15 protein-coding genes are annotated in these 15,550 nt (G+C 70.9%); 10 read left to right on the top strand and 5 right to left on the bottom strand.

The window, feature by feature from the left end; genetic code table 11:
* From AC2CHG_RS10620 to AC2CHG_RS10610, 3 genes are all read left to right on the top strand, one after another.
* Positions 1 to 1,063: hypothetical protein (locus AC2CHG_RS10620; RefSeq protein WP_484524646.1), on the top strand; the 1,063-nt coding region annotated here is incomplete at its 5' end.
* A 196-nt stretch (positions 1,064 to 1,259) separates the two neighbouring features.
* The gene (locus tag AC2CHG_RS10615; RefSeq protein WP_194798746.1) at positions 1,260 to 3,107 is read left to right on the top strand and encodes a 2-oxoacid:acceptor oxidoreductase subunit alpha; all 1,848 of its coding nucleotides are present in this window, start codon (positions 1,260 to 1,262) and stop codon (positions 3,105 to 3,107) included.
* Complete coding sequence (locus AC2CHG_RS10610) at positions 3,100 to 4,134, top strand: 2-oxoacid:ferredoxin oxidoreductase subunit beta (protein ID WP_262012677.1); 1,035 nt, start codon at positions 3,100 to 3,102, stop codon at positions 4,132 to 4,134. Before AC2CHG_RS10615 ends, AC2CHG_RS10610 begins: the two co-directional genes overlap by 8 nt.
* 80 nt (positions 4,135 to 4,214) lie before the next feature.
* On the opposite strand, the gene AC2CHG_RS10605 is transcribed toward AC2CHG_RS10610, so the two are convergent.
* Positions 4,215 to 4,862, bottom strand: coding sequence for an FMN-dependent NADH-azoreductase (locus AC2CHG_RS10605; RefSeq protein WP_262012678.1), 648 nt, complete (start codon positions 4,860 to 4,862; stop codon positions 4,215 to 4,217).
* Positions 4,863 to 4,948: 86 nt separating this feature from the next.
* Between AC2CHG_RS10605 and AC2CHG_RS10600 the strand changes: the two genes are divergently transcribed.
* Positions 4,949 to 5,431, top strand: coding sequence for a MarR family winged helix-turn-helix transcriptional regulator (locus tag AC2CHG_RS10600; RefSeq protein ID WP_174361689.1), 483 nt, complete (start codon positions 4,949 to 4,951; stop codon positions 5,429 to 5,431).
* Between the two features lie 24 nt (positions 5,432 to 5,455).
* Here the strand turns inward: AC2CHG_RS10600 and AC2CHG_RS10595 are convergent, their stop codons facing one another.
* Positions 5,456 to 6,469, bottom strand: a complete 1,014-nt coding sequence (locus AC2CHG_RS10595) for a potassium channel family protein (protein ID WP_135243166.1) — start codon at positions 6,467 to 6,469, stop codon at positions 5,456 to 5,458.
* 154 nt (positions 6,470 to 6,623) lie between these two features.
* Between AC2CHG_RS10595 and AC2CHG_RS10590 the strand changes: the two genes are divergently transcribed.
* Both AC2CHG_RS10590 and AC2CHG_RS10585 read left to right on the top strand, forming a co-directional pair.
* A complete protein-coding gene (locus AC2CHG_RS10590; RefSeq protein WP_357207756.1) occupies positions 6,624 to 7,265 on the top strand; it encodes a helix-turn-helix domain-containing protein in 642 nt (213 codons plus the stop codon).
* Positions 7,266 to 7,390: 125 nt separating this feature from the next.
* The gene (locus tag AC2CHG_RS10585) at positions 7,391 to 7,981 is read left to right on the top strand and encodes an ATP-dependent Clp protease proteolytic subunit (RefSeq protein WP_194798752.1); all 591 of its coding nucleotides are present in this window, start codon (positions 7,391 to 7,393) and stop codon (positions 7,979 to 7,981) included.
* A 48-nt stretch (positions 7,982 to 8,029) separates the two neighbouring features.
* On the opposite strand, the gene AC2CHG_RS10580 is transcribed toward AC2CHG_RS10585, so the two are convergent.
* The 3 genes from AC2CHG_RS10580 to AC2CHG_RS10570 all read right to left on the bottom strand — a co-directional run bounded on the left by AC2CHG_RS10580 (position 8,030) and on the right by AC2CHG_RS10570 (position 11,650).
* Positions 8,030 to 9,829 carry an adenylyl cyclase gene (locus AC2CHG_RS10580; RefSeq protein ID WP_484524645.1) on the bottom strand — a complete coding sequence of 600 codons (1,800 nt, stop codon included), beginning with the start codon at positions 9,827 to 9,829 and terminating at the stop codon, positions 8,030 to 8,032.
* A 120-nt stretch (positions 9,830 to 9,949) separates the two neighbouring features.
* Positions 9,950 to 10,726: an HAD-IIB family hydrolase gene (locus tag AC2CHG_RS10575; RefSeq protein ID WP_262012681.1), complete on the bottom strand. Its 777-nt coding sequence runs from the start codon at positions 10,724 to 10,726 to the stop codon at positions 9,950 to 9,952.
* A gap of 126 nt (positions 10,727 to 10,852) precedes the next feature.
* Entirely contained in the window at positions 10,853 to 11,650 is a 798-nt protein-coding gene (locus AC2CHG_RS10570; protein WP_402809406.1) for a 6-phosphogluconolactonase, read from the bottom strand.
* Positions 11,651 to 11,696: 46 nt separating this feature from the next.
* Between AC2CHG_RS10570 and AC2CHG_RS10565 the strand changes: the two genes are divergently transcribed.
* The 4 genes from AC2CHG_RS10565 (at position 11,697) to AC2CHG_RS10550 (ending at position 15,514) form a co-directional block, all read left to right on the top strand.
* A complete protein-coding gene (locus tag AC2CHG_RS10565) occupies positions 11,697 to 12,944 on the top strand; it encodes a hypothetical protein (RefSeq protein ID WP_484524644.1) in 1,248 nt (415 codons plus the stop codon).
* A 4-nt stretch (positions 12,945 to 12,948) separates the two neighbouring features.
* Positions 12,949 to 13,782 carry an inositol monophosphatase family protein gene (locus AC2CHG_RS10560; RefSeq protein WP_402809402.1) on the top strand — a complete coding sequence of 278 codons (834 nt, stop codon included), beginning with the start codon at positions 12,949 to 12,951 and terminating at the stop codon, positions 13,780 to 13,782.
* A gap of 187 nt (positions 13,783 to 13,969) precedes the next feature.
* Positions 13,970 to 15,052: a family 43 glycosylhydrolase gene (locus tag AC2CHG_RS10555; protein WP_463840507.1), complete on the top strand. Its 1,083-nt coding sequence runs from the start codon at positions 13,970 to 13,972 to the stop codon at positions 15,050 to 15,052.
* 288 nt (positions 15,053 to 15,340) lie between these two features.
* Positions 15,341 to 15,514 (top strand): hypothetical protein, encoded by a 174-nt coding sequence (locus tag AC2CHG_RS10550; RefSeq protein ID WP_013283846.1) that lies wholly within the window; start codon positions 15,341 to 15,343, stop codon positions 15,512 to 15,514.
* Positions 15,515 to 15,550 lie beyond the last annotated feature (36 nt).

Below are 15,550 nucleotides of genomic sequence, written 5' to 3'. Positions count from 1 at the left end.
GGCCACCACGGCACCGGCGCCCCCGCCGGTCGTGCCGCCGGTCAAGACCCCGCCGCCACCGCCGGCGCAGCCGGCCGGCGGGCCCCTGGGGGTACGCGTGACCACCGGCGACGTGGTCCTCCCGCCGGCCTACTGGAACGCCGACGCCACGGTGGCCACGCTGCTGGTGACGGTGGCCAACACGGGCGGACGGGCGGAGCGGATCAGCCTCGCCTACACGCTGCCGCCAGGGCTGACCGACGCGGGCACCCCGGGTTGCGAGCCGGCCGGCGACGGCAACCACAGCTGCGTCGGGTGGGACGCCGAGCCGGGTGCCCGGTTCAGCGCGACCATCCGGGTCCGGGTCGACGGCGACGCCTGGCGGACCATGCCGCTGGCCGGATCGGTCCAGGTCACCGCCGTCGCGCCCGGGGTGACCGGCGCGGCGTACGACGACGAGGGCTTCGCGGTGCTGTTCCCGCCCGGGCCGCCGGTACCCGGCATCTCGCTGCGCGCCGAGGAGGTGCTGTTCGACATCAGCGGCGCGCCCAGCACGCTCACCGTCCGGCTGGGCAACACCGGCAAGGTCGACGCCGCGGGCCGGATCGAGGTGCTCCTGCCCGAAGGGGTGACCGTGGCCGGCACCGAGAGCGGCTGCGCCCCGGTGTCGGCCGACCGGACCCGCTGCGAGCTGGGCGCGCTGGCGGCCGGGCGGACCGCTACCGTACGCCTGACGTTGGCCGCCTCGGCGGAGGCGCAGCGGCGGGCGCCGCTGTCCGGGGCGGTGATCGGCCGGCTGGATCCGCGTAGCGGGCGGGACCGGCAGGTGCAGATGAGCTTCCGGATCAGCGCCGCGGCGGCGGACACCGTCCCGCCCGGCGGAGCGCCGGCTCCGACCGGTTCACAGGGCGTGCTCGTCGCGGCCGGCGAACGGGACCGCGACGACACCTCGGTCCGGGGGACCGCCATCGCGCTCATCGCCGTGTCCGGTCTCCTGGTCGTGCTCGCGCTGACGCTGGCGACCCGTTCGCTGCGCCGCCGCAGCGACATCACCGCGCCGGAGCGTCCGATCACCGACCGGTGATCATGGATATGTGGTGATCTGGGTTACGGGCCCAGGTACTAAACCCTGCAAAGCAGGGCATACAGCGGCCCGATCCAGTCCCATACGTCGGACCTCGACCAAGGTGGCCCTAACGTGGCGACGTAGGCTCTGACGTGAGAATCGGAGCGGGCCGGGCCGGCGAGGGCGACGGCGCTCAGTTAAGCGAGGTGCGGGTGTGACCAAGCAGATCCGTCAGCTGGACCGGGTGGTCATCCGGTTCGCCGGTGACTCCGGCGACGGCATGCAGCTCACCGGCGACCGGTTCACCTCGGAGACGGCGCAGCTGGGCAACGACATCTCCACGTTGCCCAACTTCCCCGCCGAGATCCGCGCTCCCGCCGGGACCCTGCCCGGCGTGTCGAGCTTCCAGGTGCACTTCGCCGACTACGACATCCTGACCCCGGGTGACGCGCCGAACGTGCTGGTGGCGATGAACCCGGCCGCGCTGAAGGCCAACCTGGCCGACCTGCCGCGCGGGGCGGACATCATCGTCAACACCGACGAGTTCACCCGGCGCAACCTGGCCAAGGTGGGCTACGCGGCCAGCCCGCTCGACGACGACTCGCTCGCCGGGTACGCGGTACACCCGGTGGCGCTCACCTCGATGACGATCGGCGCGCTGGCCGAACTCGACGTGTCCAAGAAGGACGCCGAGCGGGCCAAGAACATGTTCGCGCTCGGGCTGCTGAGCTGGATGTACTCCCGCCCGTACGAGTCCACGCTGCGCTTCCTGGAGCGCAAGTTCGCGGCCCGCCCCGAGCTGGTGGCGGCGAACGTGGCAGCGTTCCGGGCCGGCTGGAACTTCGGCGAGACCACCGAGGACTTCTCCGTCCGGTACGAGGTCAAGCCGGCCAAGATGCTGCCGGGCACCTACCGGAACATCACCGGCAACGCGGCGCTGTCCCTGGGCCTGGTGGCGGCAGGCGTGCGTTCCGGGCTGCCGGTGTTCCTCGGCGCGTACCCGATCACGCCGGCCTCGGACATCCTGCACGAGCTGAGCAAGCACAAGAAGTTCGGCGTGGTCACCATGCAGGCCGAGGACGAGATCGCCGCGGTCGGTGCGGCGCTGGGTGCGTCGTACGGCGGCGCGCTCGGCATCACCACCACCAGCGGCCCGGGTGTGGCGCTCAAGAGCGAGACGATCTCCCTGGCGGTGGCGCTGGAGCTGCCGCTGGTCATCGTCGACGTGCAGCGGGCCGGTCCGTCCACCGGCATGCCCACCAAGACCGAGCAGGCCGACCTGAACATGGCCCTGTACGGCCGGCACGGCGAGGCGCCGGTCGCGGTGATCGCGCCGAAGTCGCCGTCGGACTGCTTCCACGCGGCGCTGGAGGCGGCCCGGATCGCGCTGACCTACCGCACCCCGGTGATCCTGCTGTCGGACAACTACGTCGCCAACGGCTCCGAGCCGTGGCTGCTGCCCGACGTCGAGTCGCTGCCCGACCTGCGGGTCGAGTTCGCCACCGAGCCCAACGGCGAGGACGGCACCACGTTCCTTCCGTACCTGCGGGATCCGCAGACGCTGGCCCGCCCGTGGGCGGTGCCCGGCACGGCCGGCCTGGAGCACCGGATCGGCGGTCTGGAGAAGGCCGACAAGACCGGCGACATCTCGTACGACCCGGCCAACCACGACTTCATGGTGCGGACCCGGGCCGCCCGCATCGAGACGATCCCGGTGCCGGATGTCGAGGTGGAGGATCCGGACGGCGACGCCCGGGTGCTGGTGCTGGGCTGGGGCTCGACGTACGGGCCGATCGGTGCCGCCTGCCGTGGCCTGCGTCAGCGCGGGCTCTCGGTGGCCCAGGCCCACCTGCGGCATCTGGCCCCGATGCCGGCCAACCTCGGCGAGGTGCTGAGCCGCTACGACAAGGTGGTCGTGCCGGAGATGAACCTCGGCCAGCTCGCCCACGTGATCCGGGCGAAGTACCTGGTCGACGCGATCGGCTACAACCAGGTCCGCGGCCTGCCGTTCACCGCCGCCGAGCTGGAGACGATGCTGGAAGAGGTCCTGAAGAATGTCTGAGCCCGTCGCCCTCAAGCTCACCGCCAAGGACTTCAAGTCCGACCAGGAGGTGCGCTGGTGCCCCGGTTGCGGCGACTACGCCATCCTGGCGGCCGTGCAGGGCTTCATGCCGGAGCTGAACATCCCCCGGGAGAACATCGTCTTCGTCTCGGGCATCGGCTGCTCGTCGCGCTTCCCGTACTACATGAACACGTACGGCATGCACTCGATCCACGGCCGCGCCCCGGCGATCGCCACCGGCCTGTCGGTGTCCCGGCCGGACCTGTCGGTCTGGGTGGTCACCGGTGACGGTGACGCGCTCTCCATCGGCGGCAACCACCTGATCCACGCGCTGCGTCGCAACGTGAACCTCAAGATCCTGCTGTTCAACAACCGGATCTACGGTCTCACCAAGGGCCAGTACTCGCCCACGTCCGAGGTCGGCAAGATCACCAAGTCGACGCCGGTGGGCTCGGCGGACGCCCCGTTCAACCCGCTGTCGCTGGCGCTCGGCGCCGAGGCCACGTTCGTGGCCCGGACCATCGACTCGGACCGCAAGCACCTCCAGTCGGTGCTGCGGGCCGCCGCCCAGCACGAGGGTTCGGCGTTCGTGGAGATCTACCAGAACTGCAACATCTTCAACGACGGCGCGTTCGACCCGCTGAAGGAGCCGGCCACCCGGGACGACTTCCTGATCCGGCTGGAACACGGGCAGCCGATCACGTTCGGCAAGGACGGGCAGTTCTGCGTCGTCCACCCGCCGGGTGGCTTCGGGCTGGAGGTCCGGGAGACCGCGAACACGCCGGCCGACCAGATCGTCGTGCACGACGCGGGCGTGGCCGACCCGGCGTACGCGTTCGCACTGTCCCGGCTGCCCGGCCTGGACCTGAGCAACACCCCGATCGGGGTGTTCCGGTCGGTCGGCCGCCCCTCCTACGACAGCGTGGTGCAGGAGCAGGTCGCGGCTGCCAAGGCCGGCGTCGACAAGACCCCGGAGCAGCAGCTCGCCGCGCTGCTCGGCAGCGGCGACACCTGGACGATCCTCTGATCCACCGCTGACCCGTCACGGTCGAAGGGCGGGCCGTTCCCCCGTGGAACGGCCCGCCCTTCGCGTATGCGACAGCCCGGTCAGGCGGCCGCCGAGGCGGGCACCCACAGCTCGTCGACGGCCCGCTCGGCCGCGGCGAGGCTCTGCTCGAACAGCGGGATCAGCTCGGCCATCGCCGGGTTGACCGGGGCCAGGGTCAGCTCGGCGCAGATGAACCGCGGCTCCAGCCCGGTCAGGGAGAGCCCGTGCGGCAGCCACGGCTCGGCGTGGTCCCAGCCCTCCCGCGGGGTGCCCGGGCCGTACCCGCCACCGCGGCTGACCAGGACGACGAACTGGCGGTCGCCGAGCAGCCCGGCGTTCGTCACCGGGTCGTACGCGATGCCGGGGGCGATCAGGTGGTCGACCCAGGACTTCACGCTGCTGGGCGCGCCGTAGTTGTAGAGCGGGAGCCCGAGCAGGACGGTGTCGGCCTGCTTCACCTCGGCCACCACCTCCTCGGTCAGCCGCCAGGACGCCTGCTGCTCCGGGGAGTGCTGATCCGGCGGCACCATGCGCGCGAGGCCGCTCGCCGTGTCGAGGTGCGGCAGCGGGTTCTGACCCAGGTCGCGGTAGGTGACCGTGCCGTCCGGGTGGGCGGCACGCCACGCGGCGGCGGCGCGGGCGGTGAGCCGCCGGCTGATCGACCGCTCCCCGGTGATGCTGGAGTCGATGTGCAGTAGGTGTGCCATTGGTGATTCCTCCTCCGACGATCGTTCGTGCAGGACCAACTATTTATAGCAGGTCGATGTTCCCCGGGCCGCGTAAACTGGGTCACATGTCCGCCGCACCGGTCGAGGAGTCCGAGCGCCGCTCCGGGCCCCTGCTCGACCACCTGGCCCGGCGGATGCGGCTGCGCTCGGAGTCGGTACTCGCCCCGCTGGGCCTGCGCCCCCGCCACCTGGTGGCGCTCACCGTGCTGCGCGACGCCGGCGGAATCAGTCAGCAGGCGCTCGCCGGCACGCTCCAGATCGACAGCACGAACGTGGTCGGGCTGCTCAACGACCTGGAGGCGGACGGCCTGGCCGAGCGCCGCCGCTCCCCGGAGGACCGCCGCCGGCACGAGGTACGCCTCACCGAGGCGGGCACGAAGCGGCTGCGCGAGGCGGAGTGCGCGCTCGCCGGGGCGGAGGAGGAAGTCCTCGGCGCGCTGGCACCGGGCGAGCGGGACCTGCTCTACGACCTGCTGCGGCGGGCCACCCAGGGCCGGTCGTCGACCTGCGGCGAAGTGATCGCGGAGGGCGGCCCGGGCGCCTGCTGACCGCGGGCGCTCAGCGGGGCCGGGTCAGATCGCGGTGGTGGCCTGCGGCCGGTCGTCCCGGACGTGGACGAGCATGTCGCCGGTCTCGATCACCGAGGCGGCACGGTCGTTGAGTGTGACCACCTTGCCCCGGCGGACCAGCGCGATGACCAGCGCCTCCAGCTCGCGCGGCGAGCGGCCCACCTCGCTGCGCTCGGCCGACCGCATGGCCAGCGCCATGCCCTGACCCGGGGTGAGCAGGTCCTCCACCACGTCGATCAGGGGCGGGGCCGAGGTGGACAGGCCGAGCAGCCGCCCGGCCGTGGCCGACGAGACGATCACGTGGTGCGCCCCGCTCTGCTTGAGCAGCGGCGCGTTCTCCGCCTCCCGGACCGCCGCGATGATGCGTACCTGGCCGGCGGTGAGCTGCCGGACCGTGAGCGCCACCAGCACCGACGCGTCGTCGCTGTCCGTCGCGATGATGACCGACTTCGCGGTACGCACGTGCGCCTGCTCCAGCACCGACGAGCGGGTCGCCGAGCCCTCGATCGTCACCAGCCCGTTGGAGGTGGCCTGCCGCAGCGCCGGCCCGCTCCGCTCGACCACCACGATCTTGGACTTGTCCGTGCCGTTCTCCAGCAGGGCGGAGACCGCGCTGCGGCCCTTGGTGCCGTAGCCGCAGATGATGACGTGGTCCTTCACGGTTCTCCTCCACCGCGACAGGCGACGGCCGGTGCGGTACTGCTCGGTCAGGACTTCCAGGGTGGTGCCGACCAGGATGATCAGGAACAGCACCCGGGCGGGGGTGATGAACAGGACGTTCGCCAGCCGCGCCGACGAACTGACCGGCGTGATGTCGCCGTACCCGGTGGTGGAGAGCGAGACCACCACGTAGTAGAAGCAGTCGAGCAGGGTCAGGCCGCTCTCGTCCACGTCGCGGTAGCCGTCGCGGTCCAGCCAGACCACGAAGACCGTGGCGAAGACCAGGCCGAGGGCTGCGAGCAGGCGCAGACTCAGCGCGCTCAGCGGCCCCCGCCGTTGCGCGGGAAAATGGATCACCGTCGGTCCTGCTCCGCCACCTGCACGCCCACAAGATAACGGGTACGCCGGGATCCAGCCCGCCGGGTGACGATCGGTACCCGCCGGGGCCGCTGCCGGCGACGTGGACAGGGCATGATGGGGACGTCGGGACGGCGACCGCGAGGAGGCCGGCATGTCGTTGCTGCGACGCGTGATCGGCGGGGTGCTCCGGCGCATCCGCCTGCGCCAGGGCCGCACGCTGCGCGAGGTGGCCCAGGCCGCCGGCGTCTCCCTGCCCTATCTCTCGGAGGTCGAACGCGGCCGCAAGGAGGCCTCCTCCGAGGTGCTCGCCGCGATCTGCCGCGCGCTCGGCATCCACCTCGCCGACCTGCTCGAAGAGGCCCGCGACGAGCTGCGCCGGGAGCGTCCGACCCCGGTCGGCCCCGGGATCTCGGCGGCCCGCTTCGACCGGGTGCCGGTCGCCCGCACCGGGCCGCAGCTGCGGGTCGGCCCACCACGGCTGTCCGTCACGCGCCGTCCGGCCGTGTCGCCCCGGCAGCACGTGACCCGGCGGCCCGCCGTCTCGCTCCGGCCGCACGTCGCCCGCCGGCCGGTCACCGCCACGCCGCTGCTGGGCGGCGCGCTGCGGCCCTTCGGCCTGGTGCCGGCGCCGCTCGGTGCGCCCCTCGACGCCGCCACGCCGATCGGGTTCGCCGGCGGCATCCGGATCTGGCCGGCTCCCTCCGCCCCGGCCGTCCGCCCCCGTCCGCGTACCTCCGTCACGCTGGCGCGGCGGCGAGCCCGCGCGGGCCGGCGGCGGCCGGTCGCCGCGTAGCTTCTGCCGACGGCGAATCTGCCCCGGGCAGAAAGCCTGGGCCGCACGGGTGCGCCCGGCGGACGCTGGAGACCGCCGGGTTCCCGGGCGGTCCCCCGCCCACCGGCGGCACGGAGGTGGCGGCGATGAGTGGCATCTGGATGCTCGACGAGGGGCAGCCGGCGTTCGGCGACCGGGTCTTCGAACGGCTGCTGAAGGAGCGGATCATCTTCCTCGGCACCGAGGTCACCGACGCGTCGGCCAACCAGATCTGCGCGCAGATCCTGCTTCTCGCGGCCGAGGACGCGGAGCGCGACATCTTCCTCTACATCAACTCGCCGGGCGGCTCGGTCAGCGCCGGCATGGCCGTCTACGACACCATGCGGTACGTCAAGAACGACGTGGCGACGCTGGCGCTCGGGATGGCCGGGTCGATGGGACAGTTCCTGCTCTGCGCCGGGGCGGCGGGCAAGCGGTTCGCGCTGCCGCACTCGCGGATCATGATGCACCAGCCGTCCGGCGGGATGGGCGGCACCGCCGCGGACATCACCATCCAGGCCGAGAACATGCTGCACGTGAAGCGCACCATGCAGGAGCTGATCGCCCGGCACAGCGGGCGGACGCTGGAGGAGATCCAGCGCGACTGGGACCGCGACCGCTGGTTCACCGCCGAGCAGGCCCGCGAGTACGGCCTCGTCGACCAGGTGCTCACCCGCGTCGACCAGCTCGCGGCGTGAGCGGGCGCGGCCCGGCCGGTCCCGCACCGGCCGGGACCCGCCTCGCGGTCAGGGGTAGCTGATCACCGGGCTGGTGCCGTACGAGCCGACGACCGGCGTGCCGATCTCGTTGATCGTGCGCTCGATGCCGCCGCTGCCGTCCAGGAACACGGTGATCGCGTCGTGGAACCGCACCCCGGCCCGGCGCGGCGCCTCGATAGCCCGGTCGCAGCGGATGTCGACGCCCTGGTTGAAGTACGAGTAGACGCCGAGCCCCCACGCCTCGTGCGTGCGGACGTGGTCGGCCACCTTGTACGAGGCCCAGCCGTTGCCGGTCGGGCTGCGCCAGGCCGCCTGGCTCGGCGGGTCGTAGGGCAGCTCGCTCTGGTAGAACACGGTCCGGCCACGCTCGCCGTTCCAGATCGTCTGCCAACGCTGGTAGTGCTCGACGAACAGCCCGTACGCGGTCACGTCGTCGCCGTTGACGATCACGCCGGTGGCGGCGGTGTTCACGGTCCAGCCGATCGTGCCGGCCCGGCCGTGGTCGCCGCGCCAGGCCCAGATGTTGTCGATGAGCGTGTGCCGGCTGTGCACCACGAGGCTGGTCACCGCCCGCCCGGCGTACGGGCCGCCGATGCGGAAGAAGACGTCCTGCAGCGAGATCGGGTTCGTGGCGTGCGACCGGTGGCAGTGCCGCGTACCGACCTCCACCAGCACCGGCGACTCGACCGGCCCGGCGTCCACGAGCACCCCGGCGATGCGGACCCCGTCCACGTCCTCGATCCGCAGCGCCGCGTCCCCACGGTCCGGCACCAGGCTCGGCATGCCGATGCCGAGCACGACGGTGTCCGGGCGGCGTACCCGCAGGGCCCGGTCCAGGTGGTAGACGCCGGGGGTGAGCAGCAGGTGCCGGCCCCGGGCCAGTTCGGCGTTGATGCGCCTGGCCGAATCGGTGGGCCGGGCCAGGTAGAACGCGGACAGCGGCAGCGACGGCACCGGCGCGCCGCCGGTGGCCCAGGTGGTGCCGGCGGTGTTCCGGCGCAGGCGCGGTACGGCGACCCGCCAGGCGCCCTTGGCGTCGACGAACAGGTACGGCTTTTCCCGGGTGACCGGGCTGGTCGGCAGCGTGGTGTACGGCGGGTCGGGGAAGCCCTGCGCGGGCGCGCCGATCACGCCGGAGAAGACCTGGTTCCACACGCCGTTCGTCCACTCGCCGCCGAGTTCGCTGTCGCGGGTGAGCCACTGCTGCTGGGAACCGTTGATGGTGATGCCGTCCACCTTGGAGTCGGCGATGTAGCCGCCGCTGGAGTAGCCGCCGTTGCCGGGTTCCAGCCACAGCACGCCCTTCACGTGCACCCGGCGCATCGGTGACGCCTGCGAGACGGCCCATTGGTTCGACCAGTCCGTCGGGGTGACCGCGAGGTTCTCCGCCGAGCGCCAGAAGTTGGTGAGCGCGGAGATGCCGGCGGGCGAGTTGGGGTCGGGCTGCCCGACCACCCGGACCGCGCCGTGGATCTCCACGTCGTCCGGGTGGGCGCCGAGACCGGCGACTGTCGTGTAGTAGCCGAGCCGGGCGTCCACCTCGTAGCGGCCGGGCTTGAACAGCACGGCGTACCTGTCGAAGCCCATCTCGTTGCGTTCCTGGGCGGTGAACAGCCCGTCCAGCGTGGACTGGATCTCCTCGACCGGCGTGCTGGGGTCGTACACGAAGACGTTCGGGCCGAAGTCGGGCTCGCGGGCGGGTCGCGCGGCCGGCGATGCGGCCGGGGACGCGGCGGCGGCGCCGGCCGGGAGGCCGAGGGCGGTGAGTGAGGCCGCGGAGGCGGTGAGCGTGAGGAAACGGCGGCGGGAGGGGTCGGGTGATCGCATCTGCCTGCCTGTTCGGTGATGGGACGGGAGAGCGCTCTCTCGGCTGTTCCTACCTCATCACCGTCGATACCGCCAGAGCCCGCCGGTTCCGGAACCGGCGGGCTCTGCTGCGGGCTGCGCTCAGGCGCGCTCGGCGCGCTGCTTCACCAGGTCGTCGACCAGCTTCTCGACGTAGTCGGCGGTCTCCTCCCAGCGGGTGACAGCGACGCAGCGGATGCCCATCGCCTTGACCGGGTAGTCGTTGCCACCCACGTCCAGGCGGTCACCCACGAAGAGCACGTTGTCGATCTTCAGGTCCAGGTGCTCCAGCAGCTTCCGCATGCCGTACGCCTTGTCCACGCCCTTGCGGGTGACGTCGATCGACGTCGAGCCGCCGCCGCGCACCTCCAGATCGGGCAGCTTCGCCGCGACCGCGTCCCGCAGACGCCGCTTCTTGTCGCCGTCCGGGTCCCAGCCGTACTTCTCGGCCGCCGGGGCGGACTGCCCCAGCGCGGAGAACGTGATCTGACTGCCCCGATCCTCGATGATGTCGCCCCAGGTCTTCGCCTCCCACAGGCCCAGCGCCTGCGCCGACTCGGTGAGCGCGGCGACCACACGGGCCTTGTCGGCCTCGGTCAGATCCTCCGCGTAGACCTGCCGCCAGTCCCCGTCGGACCAGCGGTAGTAGCGGGTGCCGCAGGTCGGCATCAGGTGCAGCCGGTCGCGCTGCTCCTCGGTGAGGTCGAGGTGGGCGAGCACCTGCGACTGGAACTGCTCGAACCGGCCACCGGAGATGACCAGCACGTCCACCTCGGTGAGCAGGTGGCCGAGCAACTCCGCCATCCGACGATCGATCTGGGACTTGGAAATCGCCAGGGTGTCGTCGAGATCGAACGCCACCACTCGAAGATCGTTCACGAATACCTCATGTCGTCGCGGACAGGCCAGGACCTGCCAGGGTACCGACGGTGACACTCCCGGCGTCCGCGCGCCCCGATCGTCACTCCGCGCCACCTTCCGGTCGCAGGCTATCTCCTCCGCCGCTCACTCGTGGGAACGAGCTGCGGAAATGTCGGAGTACACCACCCCGTCGCCGCAGGCCGCCACCACTGACGCGGGCCACTCGGGGTCATAGTCCCGGCACCGGCTCACCCGCCGGAAGGCGGCCGCCTTCTCCTTCCCGGGCAGGAGCAGCAACGCACGGTGAGCCAAATCGGCCATCGTGGCGATTCCCATGGTGACGCCGTGCGTAGGCACCTCGTCGACCGAGCGGAAATCGGGATACGTACGAAGGTTGTCCCGCCTGGTCGACTCCGCCAATTGCACCACCCGCGTGACGCTCTCCCGGGGCGCCCCCGGGCCGTTGAAGCCCACGTGCCCGTCACCCGATCCGGACGCCAACAGCAACAGGTCGATGCCCCCGTGCGCTCGAATCCGCACGTCGAAGTCACCGGGCCGCTCCGGCCCGGGCACCCACACCTGATCGGCGGGAAGCCGATCCCCCGGCGGCAGCCCTCGGTTGAGCGGACCGACGATCTCCGCTGCGACGTACCGCTCACAACTGTGGTGGCGATCCGCCGGCACCGGCATGAACCCGCCGGCCCCGGAATCGACATACGCGTCCAGCGAGACCACGACGAGCCCGGCAACCGGAACGCCCTGTTCCGCCACGATCCCGGCGAGAGCCCGGAACGCCTGGGTCGCACTTCGACCCGAGGGACAGCCCAGGAGATAGGGACGATCCTCGGACGCAGCGCTCCTCAACCCACGGGCAATTTCCAGCGCCACCTGGGTCGCGAGATCCGCAGCCGAGGCGAATACGACGGACCGGACCCGCACCATTTTCCTCTCCTGCCGCTTTGGAATGGTTCGACGAGATGGAGATGTTGTGTCCCCCGCTACCGTCGTCGATACCCGCCCGGGCGAAATCCGCGCCAGAGGGAAGCCGACGATGTCATCTCCTGCCTCATCCGACGTGACCGCCAATCTGCAGCGATTCGATGGAATTCGGGTACACGATCTTCTGCACGAATACACCGAACGACGCGCCGCCGTGGTCCACCTTCGCGTGGTCGACGCACCGGCAACCTACGTCGGCACGGTCCATGTCGACATCGACGTACCGGTGCCGGCGCGGGGCCGCAGCGCCTGGACACCGCTGGTCAAGTTCGCGGTGCCGCTCCCGCTGGACTCCCTGCGGGCCACCGGCACAGCACCACCCCGGGTCGCCGCTCTGACCATCTCCGGCGGCAGCCGCACTATCGGCGCGCGTCAGGTCACTACCGACTCCTGCCTGATCGTCGAGGCACCCACCCGGGAGCTACGCGGACTGTCCGGTAGCCTGCGCGTCAGTTTCACGAGCGCCAGCCTGTTCTTCCTGATGGGTGGCGACGGCGTGCTCCAAACTTGGCGACTCGGCTTCTCCGTCGAGGCGCCGTCCGCCTCCCGCATGATCATTAACCTCGAACACTCGCCGGAACTATCGTTGCGCTGCCGGGTGGACACGTCCGAGTACCACTCGCTGGCGCAAGGAGTCGGGCCGGGCACCGTTCGCAAGATCGGCTTCTACCCGTACGGCCGAGGCGAGCTCTCCTACCTCTTCGGCCTGCACAGCGAATCACGTTTCCGCAATCTCGCGATGCTGCCCTTCGCCGGATGCGTCGGCCTGTTGGCCTCCGCCCTCACCATCGCACTCGTATACGGCGGCTACACGGACATGGCCGCGGTGACGCTTGCGCTCGCCCTCGCGCCGCCCGTGCTCCAGGCGGTACGACCGTCGACCGGCTTCTACCGATCGGCCGACATCCACAGCCGCAGCCCTGGAGCCTGGATCTTCACCATCTCCATCATCCTGTACGTGCCCGCCGCCCTGTTCGCGATCGTCACGATCACCGATCTCACCGAACTCCGCCGGGTGAGCCAGGTTCTCTGCTACGCGTTCGGTGTGCTGCTCGGCCTGCTGGGAACGGCGATCCTCCTCGCTGTAAGGGAGCAGATCCTGCCGCCGCACTACTGCGACGTCTGCACGGCACGGCTCATCTGGCGTCGCCGAAGCAGGCTGCATCGGGCAAGCAGGCGTACGGTGTGCGAGACATGCTTCGCGGACATCGAAGCCCGAGGGCAGGCGAGAGGCTGAGGACGTGGCGCACGAACCGCTGACATTCGACCTGGCCGCTGAGATCGCCGAAACGGTTCGACCCGCCCTCTCGGACGCAGCGGCGACGACCACTCTCGGTGAGGTCACCGAAGACAAGGGTGGCGGCCACACCGCCCACAAGGTGGACGACGTCGCCGAGCGGGTGCTGTTCGACGCGCTGGGGCGGCACGGGTTCCAGGGACAGGTGTTCTCGGAGGAGGCCGGCCTCGTGCGCCTCGGCGACGAGCCGCGAATGATCGTGTGCGACCCCTACTGCAACACCACGCTGACCTTTCACGGCGTACGGGAGTCGGCGGTGGCCGTGTACGAGTACACCCTCGAGGGAGAGTTTCTCAGCGGTGCCATCGCGGACATCCAGATCCCACGTGTCGTCTGGGCCACCTCGGACACCGGTGTGCACGTCACGTCGATGCACGGCAGCACCACGCCCGCGACCTGCTCGGCCACGGAGCGCGTCGAGGACGCGTTCCTGGTCGTGTCGCTGCTGAAGCGCAACCGCCGGCAGGATCCGCCGCTGAAGCTGCTCGGCGGCCCCAAACTGCTTGGGACGGTGGACGGCGCCATCGTCGCCGCCCGGATCGCGGTGGGTGAGGTCGACGGGTTCGTCGACCACCAGTTCGGTCAGCCGTCCTACGAGACCTTGGCGTACGAGTTGGTGGCGCGCGCCGGAGGCACGGTCACGGATCCCGCCGGCCGACCGATCGACTTTGGTGAGATCGTCAGGGGTCTCAGCCGGGGCGAGGTCAGACGACACCAGATCCTTGCCGTCGCGAACCCGAGCCTGCACCGCGACGTACAAGTCCACCTCGCGGGCTGACGACTGCTCGCCTGGAGCGCGGAGGGGATCGACAGACCCCTTCACGGCCCAGTCGTCGGCGGATACGTCCCTCCCAACCTGACCGACATACTCGCGTCGGGCACCTGCCACCTCCGGCTCATTGACGGGATCGCCACCCATCTATAGCCTCCGACCGGCAACCACCTTCATCAGGGGAGGCTGTCCGGTGAGTTTCTTTCCAATGCGCGGGGCGCTCGCCGCCCTCGCGGCGACCGTCCTGGTCGCCGGCACGGCAGCGACGCCCGCCACGGCGGCCGCCGAGGGCGACCTGTCCGCCCTGGCGAGCTCGTCCACCTTCCCGCTGGCCGACCCCGACACCCTCCTGGCGAAGGACGGCTCGTACGTCACCTACGGCACCACGGTCGGCGCCGGGACCGGCGCGCGCTGCGGCGCGACCGGCAGGCTGTACGTACCGGTCCTCGTCCACGGCTCCGGCAACAGCGTCGGCATGGCCGACTGCGCGTCGCACGACGCCCTGCCGTCCGGCCCGGGCGCCTGGGCCGAGCCCGGCGGCGCGGTCTGGGCACCGGGCGTCGCCCGCTTCGGCAGCCGGTTCTTCATGTTCTACACCGCCTCCCGCAAGGGCACCGGCCAGAAGTGCATCGGACGAGCGATCTCCGACAGCGCCCGCGGCCCCTTCCAGAACCAGGGCGAGTGGGCCTGCCCGGACGCCGGCCGGTGGGCACTCGACGCCAACCCCTTCGTGGCCGGCGGGAACCTGTACGTCACCTACCGGGACGACGCCATCGCCTCCGGCGCCGAGACCGGCATCTCCACCGTCCGCACCGACGGCGAGGGCCGCGCGATCTGGGACACCCGCCGGGACATGCTCAAGAGCACCGACATCACCTGGGACACCGCCAAGACCAGCGGCGGTACGCACGTGGTGGAGAACCCGTCGATGTGGAAGGCCGCCGACGGCGACTGGTACCTCATGTACTCAGGCAACAACTGGGACAGCGCCCGCTACGCAACCGGCATCGCTCGCTGCGGCGCCAGTCCCCTGCCCGGCTCCCGATGCACTCCCATCCGCGAGGGCGTGTCGCGGCCCTTCTTCGGCTACACCGGCAGCGCCGGACTCAACCCGATCAGCGGCCTGCCCGGCAACCACCAGGGCCCTGGCGGGATGGACGTCTTCGCCGCCGCCGACGGCAGCGAGCGCGTGGTGTGGCACTGGTGGAACGGCTCCACCCGCTTCCCGATGACCGGCGTCCTGACCCGCCCTTCGACCGGCTTCGTCGTGTCGTAGTCGGCGCGCCTGGTGACACGACTGCTCACCATGCGCTTTGGTGTGGTCACGCTGGGTTGAACTGCTTCACGGAAAATTGCATTTGGCAAGAGATGGCACCGAAATTTTCTCGATGCGATGCATCTGCTTGTCAGGTACCCGACAGTGAATTGACCACTCTTGTGCTAGCTGTCCGCCGGGAGGATGCTCGAACCGTCGAACGGCACTGCGTCGCCTCACACAGAGGGCGGCGCCCGGCTGCCACCGGACGCCGCATTCGACTCCACCGCTGCAACGGAAGGAGTCACGTTGACTGTAATCCCTCACGGGTCAGACTTCGAGACACCAGAGGACGAGGACGAAACCGTTGCCGAGCCGACCGACCGGCACCGGCTCATCCTGGCGTACATCAAGACGCTCAGTCCGATCATCGCCGCCGTCGTCGCCTGCATCGGGACGCTGGTGGCAGCGCTGGTCCGCTGACCCGCCGGCCCCGCGCTCCGGCTCCGGCCGGACGCG

This window comes from Micromonospora sp. ATLC20, from assembly GCF_057196585.1.
The sequence above is the reverse complement of the archived record's forward strand: the minus strand, read 5'-3'. Positions and strand labels throughout refer to the sequence as shown.